Origin of the sequence: Pedobacter sp. UYP1 (assembly GCF_040547305.1) — a bacterium.
Lineage (GTDB): Bacteria > Bacteroidota > Bacteroidia > Sphingobacteriales > Sphingobacteriaceae > Pedobacter.
Genome location: NZ_JBEPPL010000002.1, coordinates 866,571 through 877,148 on the forward strand (window position 1 = coordinate 866,571; position 10,578 = coordinate 877,148).

Consider the following 10,578-nt stretch of genomic DNA (forward strand, 5'->3'; position numbering starts at 1 on the left):
CTAAAAATTTATTGTGATTATGCTAAAACTAATATTTAAACGATGGATGTTCATTTTGTTTCTGCTATTTTCTGTAAAAGGGATAGCGCAAGACATTGAAATTTCCGGGGTGGTCAGGGATGTCAATAGCCAGGAAGTTATCGGTGGGGGTACTATAAAACTCAAAAATTCTAAAAAAACTGCTGTCGCTGATCGACAGGGGAAATTCAAATTGTCTGTTCCTCCGCATTTGAATAATGGAAAACTTTTAATCTCTTATTTAGGTTACAGGCCAGATACGGTATCAATTGACACCAGTAAAAAGTATTATGAAATATTATTGGAGACAAAAGCAGATGCATTGAGTGAAGTTGTAGTGACTGGTGTTTCCAGAGCAACACTTACAAAAGAAAATCCTGTTCCTATTGTATCAGTTTCTAAAAAGAAGATAGAGCAGTCTTCAGAGAGTAATATTATAGATGTACTGGTGAGAAATGTACCAGGACTTAACGCCGTGAAAACCGGGCCTAATATTTCAAAACCTTTTATCAGAGGGCTTGGCTATAATAGGGTATTAACCTTATATGATGGAATTCGCCAGGAAGGGCAGCAGTGGGGCGATGAACACGGTATCGAAGTTGACGCCTATAATATTGAGCGCTCTGAAGTCATCAAAGGGCCGGCCAGTTTAATGTATGGCAGTGATGCGCTTGCTGGTGTAGTTAGCCTGATGTCTTCTGTGCCAGCAATTGATGATGGTCTTTTACATGGTAAGGTCTTGTCTGAATACCAAAGTAATAATGGTTTGATTGGAAATGGGATAGGGCTGTTTTATTCGAAAAATCGCTGGGCCTTTGCATTGCGGGGTTCTTATCGTATAGCTAAAAATTACAGCAATGCTATAGATGGGAGAGTTTACAATACAGGGTTCAGAGAAACAAATGCCTCTGGTGCCGTCCGCTATCAGAGCAATAATGGGAATTCAACACTTAACTTCACACTTTATGATAATATTCAAGGGATTCCTGATGGCAGTCGTGACTCCTTGTCCAGGAAATTTACACATCAAATTTATGAAGGAGATCTGGATGATATTAAGAACCGTCCCATTGTCTCTGATGCGCTGTTAAATTCTTATGCGCTTAGTCCTTTGCATCAGCATATTCAACATTACCGTATTTATAACAATAACCATTATACGCTTGGTGAAGGGGATATTGATGTAATGTTAGCTTTCCAGCAAAACATCCGCAGAGAGTATAATCATCCGACTATGCCAGATCAGGCGGGAATGTTTGTGAGGTTAAATACCTTAAATTATGGCGTAAAATACAATGCGCCTAAAATATTAAACACGGAATTTACTTTTGGTATAAATGGAATGTACCAGAACAATTTAAATAAGAATGCAACAGATTTTCCGATTCCGGATTATAGTTTATTTGATGCAGGAGCTTATTTGTTTGCGAAATGGAAGTATGAAAGGTGGACGATTGGCGGAGGTGTCCGGTCTGACTTACGTTATTTAAAGGCAAATGATTTTTACACTTCAATAAATGCACAGACAGGTTTTGGTCAGCGTGTTTCGCCTGCAGAAGATCCAAAGGCAAATTTGCAATTCCCTTCTTTTGATAAATCTTTTGGAGGGATATCATTAAGTTTAGGAACGACTTATCAATTGAATGATCAGGTAAGTTTAAAAGCTAATATTGCAAGAGGATACCGGGCACCTAGTATTACGGAATTTGCTTCTAATGGATTAGACCCTGGTGCCCATATCATTTACCTGGGAAACCGGGATTTTAAACCTGAATTCTCTTTGCAAGAAGATATTGGTGCAGATATTACATGGAAAGAGCTATCTATGTCATTTAGTGTTTTCAATAATAATATTCAGAATTATATTTATCTGAGCCAGTTGTTGGATGCTGCTGGAAATCCGATTATTAGTGCTCAGGGAGATAAGACCTATCAATATCAACAGTCATCTGCACAGCTTTATGGATTTGAGGCTACTTTTAATCTTCACCCGGAATCATGGAAAGGCTTTTCATTCGATAATTCATTTTCAATGATTTATGGATTTAATAGAAAAGCGATGTTTAAAGATAAGAAATCAGGAGGGGAGTATTTACCACTTATTCCGCCTGTCAGGTTATTAAGTAGTGTAAGTCAGGATATCAAACTTAATTCCAAATTGGTTCCTGCAATGAATTTTAGGGCAGAAGGTGAATATAATGGCGCGCAAAATCGTTATCTGGCATTAAATGATACAGAAACGTCTACTTCATCGTATTTACTTTTTAATGTAGCTGCCGGAGCAACAATTAATTATTCAAAGAAACATCCGCTGCAGGTTCAAGTACAAGTCAATAATTTATTTAATGAAACTTATCAATCTAATTTAAGCCGGCTTAAATATTTTGAATATTACGAGCAGTCATCAAATGGATACAGAGGAATACAAGGCATGGGAAGGAGTATTGGTGTTAAGGTAATTTGTTCATTTTAGTGTTAATTACCTGTTTGGCAAGCTTTAAATGTTTTGAATTGTAGAAAATTATTCCTAAGTTTGCATCCCTGTTTAACACAGGATTTAACATAAAATAATCATAACAATGAATCAGTACGAAACTGTTATCGTTCTAACCCCGTTGTTGTCAGAAGAAGTTGCGAAAGAAGCATTAGCGAAATTCAGCAAAATCATCACTGACAGCGGTGCCGAAATTGTTCAAGAGGACAATTGGGGTTTGAGAAAATTAGCGTATCCGATTGAAAAAAAAGCAAGCGGATTTTTCCACCTTACAGAATACAAATCTTCAGGTGAATTAATTAACAAATTGGAATTAGAACTAAAACGCGATGAGCGTGTTCTTCGTTTCCTTACCATTAGATTAGACCGTCACGCGGTTGCTTATAATGAGAAGAAACGCAGTGGTGCTTTTAACAAAAAACCTAAGAAAGAGGAGGCTGCAGCATAATGGCTAAAGATCAGATACAATATGTTACCGCTCCAAAAGTGGACGATAACAGAAAAAAATATTGCCGTTTCAAAAAGAATGGTATTAAATATATTGATTATAAAGACGCAAACTTTTTGTTAAAATTCATCAATGATCAAGGTAAAATTTTACCTCGCCGCTTAACCGGTACTTCATTGAAATTTCAACGTAAAGTGGCTCAAGCGGTTAAACGTTCTCGCCACATTGGTTTGTTACCTTTCGTTGCTGACCAATTAAAATAAGAGCTGAACATGGAAATTATATTAAAACAGGACATCAAATCTCTTGGAGAGAAGGATGATATTGTAAACGTAAAGCCAGGTTACGGACGTAACTACCTTATCCCACAAGGATTTGGTGCTTTAGCTACTCCATCTGCTAAAAAAGTATTAGCAGAGAACTTAAAACAAGCAGCGTTTAAACAAGATAAAATTAAGAAAGATGCTGAAGGTATCGCAACTCGTTTAGCTGATGTTAAATTGAGTATCGGTGCTAAAGCTGGTGAAACTGGTAAAATCTTTGGTGCAGTAAACACTATTATGATTGCTGATGCATTAAAACAACAAGGTTTTGATGTTGACCGTCGCCGTATCACTTTCGAAACTGAACCTAAATTTGTTGGTGAATATATCGCTAACTTAAACTTACACAAAGAAGTGAAAGTTAAAGTTCCTTTCGCAGTTGTAGCTGAGTAATCTCATCTTAAACGAATATAAAAAAAGCGTTCCGGTTAGGAACGCTTTTTTTATGCTTTAAATTCTTCTTCTTTTAGATCTGTTTTCATCTATTACTTTCCGGATCTCTTTGATATCTTTTTTAGAGAAACCATGAATTTCTACCTTATTGCCATTCACAAATAAGCGTAAAGTTGCAAATCCAATCATTGGAGAGTCAACTTCAATCGAAGTAATGTCTTCATAATTCAGGTACTTAGAGTCTCCACTAAATAAACCCGGTACTTTTATTTCAATACTGTTTTCTTCTAAATAGATTTCTGCTGGAAAAACCTTGTTTCCCTCTGAGAGCCTTGATGCTGTAAACTTCATTTTTTCTGATCTGAATGTAAGCGCAAATCTAGTTATTAAGCCAATTGTTTTTGCTTTTCAATAGCATTTAATAATTTCTCGTATGGGGCATTGAATTTTTCGATCCCTTCATCCTCCAGTTGCTGGGTAAGTTTAGCCAGATCAATATCTTCATGGCGTAATTGTGCTAATATAGCAGATGCACCATCAAGATCAATCCCAAGGCGGCTTTCCGGATCACCATGATCACGGTAGGCTTCCAATGTTTCCATAGGGATAGTATCTACCGTATCAGGGCCAATCAGCGCCTCTACATATTTAGTATCCTTAAAAGCAGGATTTTTACTACTTGTACTTGCCCAAAGCAGACGCTGAGGTCTGGCGCCAAGTGCGGCTAGTTTTTCCCATCTTTCTCCGCTGAAAACCTGCTGATAAATCTCATATGCTTTTTTTGCAGAAGCGATTGCAACTTCACCTTTTAACTCACCCAAATGCTTTTCTTCCAGGATAGGATCAACCAGTACATCTATACGGCTTAAGAAGAAGCTGGCTACTGATGCGATATCTTTAATACTCTCGTTTCTTGCCACACGTTCTTCTAACCCTTCCAGGTAAGCATCTGTCACCTGTTTATAGCGTTCCAGTCCAAATAACAAAGTTACGTTGATATTCAGTCCTTCAGAGATAGTCTTCTTAATGGCGGCTAACCCTGGTTGTGTACCAGGAATCTTGATCATTACATTTTTACGGTCTACTTCTTTCCAAAGTTGTAAAGCTTGTTTAATTGTACCTTCAGTATCAAGGGCTAAGAGTGGAGAAACCTCCAGACTTGCATAACCATCCGCACCTGCTACTTCTTCATTGTACACTGGGAGTAATAGATCTGCTGCCTGCTGGATGTCTTTAATTGCAAGACGGTAAAAAATATCTTCGTTGCTTATTTTCTCTTTTGACAGTTCAGCGATATCAGCATCATAATCAGCACTGCTGCTAATCGCTTTTTCGAATATGGCTGGGTTAGAAGTTAGCCCCCTTACGCCATCAATTTCAATCAGTTCTTTTAACTTACCAGATTTGATGATATCACGGTCAATAAAGTCCAGCCATATACTTTGACCATAATCATGTATTTTTTTTACTTTATTCGCTTCCATATTGTATTGTTTTAATCCAAAACAAGTAAATCGTCTTAATGTTTATTCTGCTTTAAATATATGCACTGACATGACAAATCTCTATTTTTATCTACCTTTGAGCGATGGCTGTAAAACGTGGCAAAAGCACTAAAAAGAGAAAATTCGACTTCAGGAATTTACCAATATCAATAGGAAAATGTATTTTATGGTTTTTTCTCAGCACGATCCTCTGGGTTTTGGCTTACCGCTTTATTAACCCTCCTTTTACGTCTTTAATGATCTTACGTAATATTGAACGTAAATCTGATGGTAAAACCTTTAAAACAGAAAAGGACTGGGTGAAACTCAGTGAAATGTCAGATCAGATCAAACGTGCAGCTATCGCTGGTGAAGATCAGAAGTTTGTGCATCACTGGGGCTTTGATATGAAAGCTATTGGCAGGGCATACAGTGCTAATAAAGGAGATAGCACTAAGGTCAAAGGAGGAAGCACTATATCACAGCAAACAGCCAAGAATGTTTTTTTATGGCCTGGAAGATCCTGGGTACGCAAAGGTTTTGAGGCTTACTTTACAGTACTGATTGAAATGATGTGGAGTAAACAGCGGATATTGGAAGTCTATCTGAATGTAATTGAAATGGGGGATGGTATTTATGGGGCAGAAGCGGCCTCACAAAGCTATTACGGAAAATCATGCAGACAATTAAACAGATCTGAAGCTGCATTGATCGTAGCCTGTTTTCCTAACCCGTTACGCTGGACACCTTCGCATCCCACGCTGTATATCAGGCACAGACAATATCTGATTATGAAAAATATAAGAAACCTTGGCCCAATAAAATTTAAGTAGGCCAGTTATTGACTATAAGTTTTCGCGGGTTAAAGTAAATCCGCGAAAACTTTATTATGCCAGCTATCCCTGAAAGGAACTTCCCATTTGGTCTGGAAATCTTCCAATGTCTGAACCATATTGTTAAACACAATAGAATCCGGCGTTATATTCTTAATACTGATTAGTGTTTCGAAATCTTCCTTATTGACAACAATTACTTTCCCGTCAACTTTATAAGCCATATTGAAGCGGTTAAATAAATCAGCTCCATATTCGGTTTCAATTCCTTTAATGATGCGTACTGAAGCGTCAATAGAACACCCTGTAGCGCCAGCTGTAGCTTCGTCTACTGTGAAAATAATAAAATAATTGTACCTGATTTCTGCTTTTGCCTGTAACTGGTGGCCATGGGCTTTCCATTGTGCAGTAAAACCGTCCAACTGTTGCTGAATTGCACTAACCTCCTGGTCACTGAATTCACGATCGCTCTGATAGATCCAAACTTTTGATTGTGGAGAAAAACTCATATCACAAATTTAACATTTTATTTAAATTGATTTACCCAAATAGCAATTGAGATGAAAAAGTTTACAATCTCCTTAAAAATTAGTGCGTATACATTGTTATGTGCTGTTTTTCTCTCTTTTTCATCCTATGGCCCAGCTGAAGAAGAAGCAATATACGTACAGCAAAAATTAGAAGACCACTATAATAAAGAAGCTAAAGGAGGGAGTATAAAGAAGTACGAATTACGGGTTACTAACAGTGGCTTCTGTCGTTATAAATGTTTTTTTAACAATGGAAAGATAGAATACTTCTCTTTTAACTTTTTAAAATACAAGGATTTGGATTATGCAGGGACAGCACAATCCGGCAATTTGATTTTGCGTACCAAAGGGGATGATGTCATTGTGCAGACTTTTAATGATATTAAAGGTAATGATATTGATAGTATGGCCACTTTTATGGCCATACCACTTAAGAATATTGAACCAGAGGAGCTGAATCAGCTAATGGAGAAATTTCAGCAGATGAGCCAGAAGATCCGCCAATAGTAAAAAGCGGGGTTTCCATATCACGCGGAGCCACAACAATCATGGTATCTTGTGCATGTTCTTTGAACAGGTTTTCTACTAAATCCGGGTTGTTATTGTCTTTTGATAAATGTGCAAGTAATAAGTGTGTCAGATTGGCCGGACGGGACGTTGTGAACAGTTCTAAGGCTTGTTTGTTACTCAGGTGGCCAAAGCCGTCACTAATCCTTTTTTTAAGGTAATAGGGGTAATTGCCATTGCGTAAAAGATCTTCATCATAATTCGCTTCCAGAAAAGCTGCATCACATTGTTTGAAATGCTGGGTAAGCTGTTCACAAACTACACCAAGATCAGTAAACACACCAACTTTAATTTCTCCGCATGAAACCATGAAACTATGCGGTTCTGCTGCATCATGAATTTTAGGAAAACAAGTGATTTGCAACGATCCGATCTGGACTACCTGGTGACTGAAGAATGAGTTGATCAACTCTTCTGGCAATTCCAGCTTGCTGTTACCAATTGTTCCCGGAGTGATATAAACCGGGATGCGGTATTTTTTCGCCATGACAGTTAAGCCACGGATATGGTCACCATGTTCATGTGAAATGAAAATAGCTTTCACTTTACCCATAGATAAACCCAGACGCAGCATCCGTTTCTCAGTTTCCCGGCAGGATATCCCAGCATCAATCAGTACAGCCTCCTTTGCATTACCCACGTAATAACAATTGCCATTGCTGCCTGAATTTATTGAAGTAATAAAAAGGGGATTACAACCCATTTGCTCTTACGGTAATTTCTGCAATATCTAATACCTGGACATTTTGGTTCTGATCTTTCATTTTAACACCATCACTTAACATGGTCATACAGAAAGGACAACCTGCTGCAATAATGTTTGGATTAGTTTCCAATGCCTCTTCGATTCTTTCTATATTGATGTCTTTATTCCCCTTTTCCGGTTCTTTGAACATCTGAGCACCGCCAGCACCACAACAAAGACCGTTAGACTTACAACGTTTCATCTCCACTAATTGTGCATCTAAAACCTCTAAAGCTTTTCTTGGAGCTTCATATATACCATTGCCACGTCCTAGATAACAAGGGTCATGATAGGTGATTTTCTTACCTTTAAAACTTTCGCCGCCTTCAGCCTTCAGCTTGCCATCGTTGATCAGATCCTGGATAAGTTGTGTATGGTGGATCACCTCATAATTACCCCCTAAACCCGGATACTCATTTTTAATCGTATTGAAGCAATGCGGACAGCCTGTTACAATTTTTTTGATATTATAACCATTCAATACTTCGATATTGGTCATCGCCTGCATCTGAAACAGGAACTCATTTCCAGCACGCTTGGCAGGATCACCTGTACAGCTTTCTTCTGTTCCCAATACCGCATATTTAATACCTACATGGTGAAGGATTTTGCAAATATCCCTTGTTGTTTTTTGTGCGCGTTCATCATAACTGCCTGCACAACCTACCCAGAATAAAATTTCAGGTTCTTCGCCCCTGGCAATCATTTCTGCCATAGTAGGCACTTCTATATTTAGTTTCTCGCTCATTATTCAGCTTGAGTAATAGATTAAAATTTAACTTTCTTTTGCCCAGTTCAAACGGTCTGCCGGAGAATATTTCCATGGCGCGCCATTGTTCTCAATGTTTCCAAGCATCGCATTGATACTTGCCGGAGCCTGAGATTCTTCCATTACCGCATACCTTCTGAGGTCTGTAATAATTGCCAGTGGATCTATGTTGATAGGACAGGCCTCTACACAAGCATTACAGCTTGTACACGCCCATAGTTCCTCTCTGGTGATATAATCGTCAATCAATGATTTGCCATCTTCAAAACCAGCGCCTGTTTTATCAATATTTTTACCCACTTCTTCCATGCGGTCACGGGTATCCATCATGATCTTACGTGGAGAAAGCAGTTTGCCTGTAATGTTGGCAGGACATACTGAAGTACAACGTCCGCATTCGGTACAGGTATAAGCATTCATCAGGTTTACCCATGACAGGTCATTCACATCCTTTGCACCGAAGCGACCTGCTTCAGCCTCAGGGGGAGTGAAGGACGGATCCAGCATAGCCTTAACCTCATTGGTTACGCTTTGCATATTCGTAAATTCACCCTTTGGCTCCAGATTAGAGAAATAAGTATTTGGAAAGGCAAACAGGATATGGAAATGTTTGGAATAAGGTAAATAGTTCAGGAAGGCAAGGATACCGATAATGTGGAACCACCAGCAGCCTCTTTCTATAGCGATCAGGCTGCTTTCGCTGCCTGGCAATAAGTTCTGGAGAAACTGACTCACAGGGAAAGCGCCTGCTGTGATATAATGATGTGCGCCTAAAGCCTGCAATTTAGCATCTGCTGCATTCATCAGCAGAAATGCGGTCATTAGCAGGATTTCTGTGATCAGGATATAATTGGCATCAGATTTTGGCCAGCCTTTCAATTCGGGGCTGTTTAATCTTTTCAGTTTTAAAATATTTCTCCTGATCAGGAAAATAGCACAGCCAACCCATACCCCTAAAGCGAGAATCTCAAATGATCCTATCAAAAAGTTATACAAGCTGCCCAGCCCGCCAAATACGCGGTGAGTGCCAAACATGCCGTCAATCATAATTTCGAGCACCTCGATATTGATAATCACAAAACCGATATATACTACAAAATGCAGTGCAGCAGGAATTGGACGTACCACCATTTTGCTTTGCCCAAGGGCAACCCTGATCATGGTCATCAATCTTTTTTGAGGCTGGTCGGTACGGTCTGCCGCTTTACCAATTCTGATGTTACGGATGACCTTTTTCAGGTTGAAGCTGAATAAGGCGATAGCCGCTAAAGTGATTGCTATAAATAGAATTTGTGAAATCATTATTTGGTTAATCTTTTACAGTCATGCTAAGTTAAAATAATTAGCAGACAAAAAATACTATGCTTGCATAATTATTTCAAATTTAGAGCCTTTTTAAATAATTCTGAGGGGTTTTTAAATTATTTTCAGAAAAAGTTTTGCAATTCGAAAAAAGAAACTACATTTGCACTCCCAACCGAGGGGAACATGGTTAAACATGTTGAAATAAGATGGTGCGGTAGCTCAGTCGGTAGAGCAAAGGATTGAAAATCCTTGTGTCGCCGGTTCGATCCCGGCCCACACCACTTCTTCTAAAAGCTTCAGAGAAATCTGGAGCTTTTTTGTTTTCAAAGGTTTTTTATTTTGGATAACATACTTGTGCAGGGGTAAGCCTTGATATGGATCAAGTCATCAACTTGTGGAGCAGGCTCTTTTGTAAGCATAAATTTTTGACACGCTAAACAGAAAGTCTTTGCGATCACTGATGCGCTTATGCCTCTGGAAGTTGCGCTGAAAGTTTTGAATTTGCATGGGAATGACTCAGGCAAAACAAGGCCGGGCTGTTCGTAAATAAATTCAAAATAGCTAAATAATAAAGCTATATCGGCCGGGTACTGCCTGAGTACTGTCCGAGTACTCGTTAGGGTAAGAGCAGTGCTAAAGTAACGCGAGAGCATGGCAAGTCCAGGTCAA

The 10,578-nt window shown here is 38.7% G+C and carries 12 protein-coding genes and 1 tRNA gene; 7 read left to right on the forward strand and 6 right to left on the reverse strand.

The features are described from left to right. The first annotated feature begins 19 nt into the window (after nt 1-19). From ABIB30_RS07770 to rplI, 4 genes are all read left to right on the forward strand, one after another. A complete protein-coding gene (locus tag ABIB30_RS07770) occupies nt 20-2,491 on the forward strand; it encodes a TonB-dependent receptor (protein ID WP_354300754.1) in 2,472 nt (823 codons plus the stop codon). A 106-nt stretch (nt 2,492-2,597) separates the two neighbouring features. Then, nucleotides 2,598-2,960 carry a 30S ribosomal protein S6 gene (gene rpsF, locus ABIB30_RS07775; RefSeq protein ID WP_037444035.1) on the forward strand — a complete coding sequence of 121 codons (363 nt, stop codon included), beginning with the start codon at nt 2,598-2,600 and terminating at the stop codon, nt 2,958-2,960. After that, nucleotides 2,960-3,223 carry a 30S ribosomal protein S18 gene (gene rpsR, locus ABIB30_RS07780; protein ID WP_008244392.1) on the forward strand — a complete coding sequence of 88 codons (264 nt, stop codon included), beginning with the start codon at nt 2,960-2,962 and terminating at the stop codon, nt 3,221-3,223. Before rpsF ends, rpsR begins: the two co-directional genes overlap by 1 nt. 9 nt (nt 3,224-3,232) lie before the next feature. Next, on the forward strand, nt 3,233-3,676 hold the full coding sequence (gene rplI, locus ABIB30_RS07785) for a 50S ribosomal protein L9 (protein ID WP_068403319.1): 444 nt from the start codon (nt 3,233-3,235) through the stop codon (nt 3,674-3,676). 57 nt (nt 3,677-3,733) lie between these two features. Here rplI and ABIB30_RS07790 read toward each other — a convergent pair whose 3' ends face one another. Together ABIB30_RS07790 and tal are read right to left on the reverse strand one after the other, a co-directional pair. Continuing rightward, complete coding sequence (locus tag ABIB30_RS07790) at nt 3,734-4,027, reverse strand: hypothetical protein (protein ID WP_354300756.1); 294 nt, start codon at nt 4,025-4,027, stop codon at nt 3,734-3,736. 35 nt (nt 4,028-4,062) lie between these two features. Beyond that, nucleotides 4,063-5,160 carry a transaldolase gene (gene tal / locus ABIB30_RS07795; RefSeq protein WP_354300758.1) on the reverse strand — a complete coding sequence of 366 codons (1,098 nt, stop codon included), beginning with the start codon at nt 5,158-5,160 and terminating at the stop codon, nt 4,063-4,065. Nucleotides 5,161-5,264: 104 nt separating this feature from the next. On the opposite strand from tal, the gene mtgA reads away from it, so the two are divergent. Further along, nucleotides 5,265-5,993 carry a monofunctional biosynthetic peptidoglycan transglycosylase gene (gene mtgA, locus ABIB30_RS07800; protein ID WP_354300760.1) on the forward strand — a complete coding sequence of 243 codons (729 nt, stop codon included), beginning with the start codon at nt 5,265-5,267 and terminating at the stop codon, nt 5,991-5,993. 29 nt (nt 5,994-6,022) lie between these two features. Here mtgA and ABIB30_RS07805 read toward each other — a convergent pair whose 3' ends face one another. Next, nucleotides 6,023-6,502 carry an ABC transporter ATPase gene (locus tag ABIB30_RS07805; RefSeq protein ID WP_354300762.1) on the reverse strand — a complete coding sequence of 160 codons (480 nt, stop codon included), beginning with the start codon at nt 6,500-6,502 and terminating at the stop codon, nt 6,023-6,025. 51 nt (nt 6,503-6,553) lie between these two features. Here ABIB30_RS07805 and ABIB30_RS07810 point away from each other — a divergent pair, with 51 nt between their 5' ends. Further along, nucleotides 6,554-7,030, forward strand: coding sequence for a hypothetical protein (locus tag ABIB30_RS07810; protein ID WP_354300764.1), 477 nt, complete (start codon nt 6,554-6,556; stop codon nt 7,028-7,030). Here the strand turns inward: ABIB30_RS07810 and ABIB30_RS07815 are convergent. Genes ABIB30_RS07815 through ABIB30_RS07825 form a run of 3 tightly spaced genes read right to left on the reverse strand, consistent with a single transcriptional unit; the run spans nt 6,954 to nt 9,906 of the window. After that, nucleotides 6,954-7,793, reverse strand: a complete 840-nt coding sequence (locus tag ABIB30_RS07815; RefSeq protein WP_354300765.1) for an MBL fold metallo-hydrolase — start codon at nt 7,791-7,793, stop codon at nt 6,954-6,956. The genes ABIB30_RS07810 and ABIB30_RS07815 overlap by 77 nt on opposite strands. Further along, on the reverse strand, nt 7,783-8,583 hold the full coding sequence (locus ABIB30_RS07820; RefSeq protein ID WP_111635253.1) for a (Fe-S)-binding protein: 801 nt from the start codon (nt 8,581-8,583) through the stop codon (nt 7,783-7,785). Before ABIB30_RS07820 ends, ABIB30_RS07815 begins: the two co-directional genes overlap by 11 nt. A gap of 27 nt (nt 8,584-8,610) precedes the next feature. Continuing rightward, a complete protein-coding gene (locus tag ABIB30_RS07825; RefSeq protein ID WP_354300768.1) occupies nt 8,611-9,906 on the reverse strand; it encodes a 4Fe-4S dicluster domain-containing protein in 1,296 nt (431 codons plus the stop codon). Nucleotides 9,907-10,117: 211 nt separating this feature from the next. Here ABIB30_RS07825 and ABIB30_RS07830 point away from each other — a divergent pair. Continuing rightward, nucleotides 10,118-10,190 (forward strand) — tRNA-Phe (locus ABIB30_RS07830). Nucleotides 10,191-10,578 lie beyond the last annotated feature (388 nt).

What these genes read in the sequence shown, in the direction of transcription:
- ABIB30_RS07770 (WP_354300754.1), top strand. Translation starts at nt 20, where the DNA reads ATGCTAAAACTAATATTTAAACGATGGATGTTCATTTTGTTTCTGCTA.
- rpsF (WP_037444035.1), top strand. Translation starts at nt 2,598, where the DNA reads ATGAATCAGTACGAAACTGTTATCGTTCTAACCCCGTTGTTGTCAGAA.
- rpsR (WP_008244392.1), top strand. Translation starts at nt 2,960, where the DNA reads ATGGCTAAAGATCAGATACAATATGTTACCGCTCCAAAAGTGGACGAT.
- rplI (WP_068403319.1), top strand. Translation starts at nt 3,233, where the DNA reads ATGGAAATTATATTAAAACAGGACATCAAATCTCTTGGAGAGAAGGAT.
- ABIB30_RS07790 (WP_354300756.1), bottom strand. Translation starts at nt 4,027, where the DNA reads ATGAAGTTTACAGCATCAAGGCTCTCAGAGGGAAACAAGGTTTTTCCA.
- tal (WP_354300758.1), bottom strand. Translation starts at nt 5,160, where the DNA reads ATGGAAGCGAATAAAGTAAAAAAAATACATGATTATGGTCAAAGTATA.
- mtgA (WP_354300760.1), top strand. Translation starts at nt 5,265, where the DNA reads ATGGCTGTAAAACGTGGCAAAAGCACTAAAAAGAGAAAATTCGACTTC.
- ABIB30_RS07805 (WP_354300762.1), bottom strand. Translation starts at nt 6,502, where the DNA reads ATGAGTTTTTCTCCACAATCAAAAGTTTGGATCTATCAGAGCGATCGT.
- ABIB30_RS07810 (WP_354300764.1), top strand. Translation starts at nt 6,554, where the DNA reads ATGAAAAAGTTTACAATCTCCTTAAAAATTAGTGCGTATACATTGTTA.
- ABIB30_RS07815 (WP_354300765.1), bottom strand. Translation starts at nt 7,793, where the DNA reads ATGGGTTGTAATCCCCTTTTTATTACTTCAATAAATTCAGGCAGCAAT.
- ABIB30_RS07820 (WP_111635253.1), bottom strand. Translation starts at nt 8,583, where the DNA reads ATGAGCGAGAAACTAAATATAGAAGTGCCTACTATGGCAGAAATGATT.
- ABIB30_RS07825 (WP_354300768.1), bottom strand. Translation starts at nt 9,906, where the DNA reads ATGATTTCACAAATTCTATTTATAGCAATCACTTTAGCGGCTATCGCC.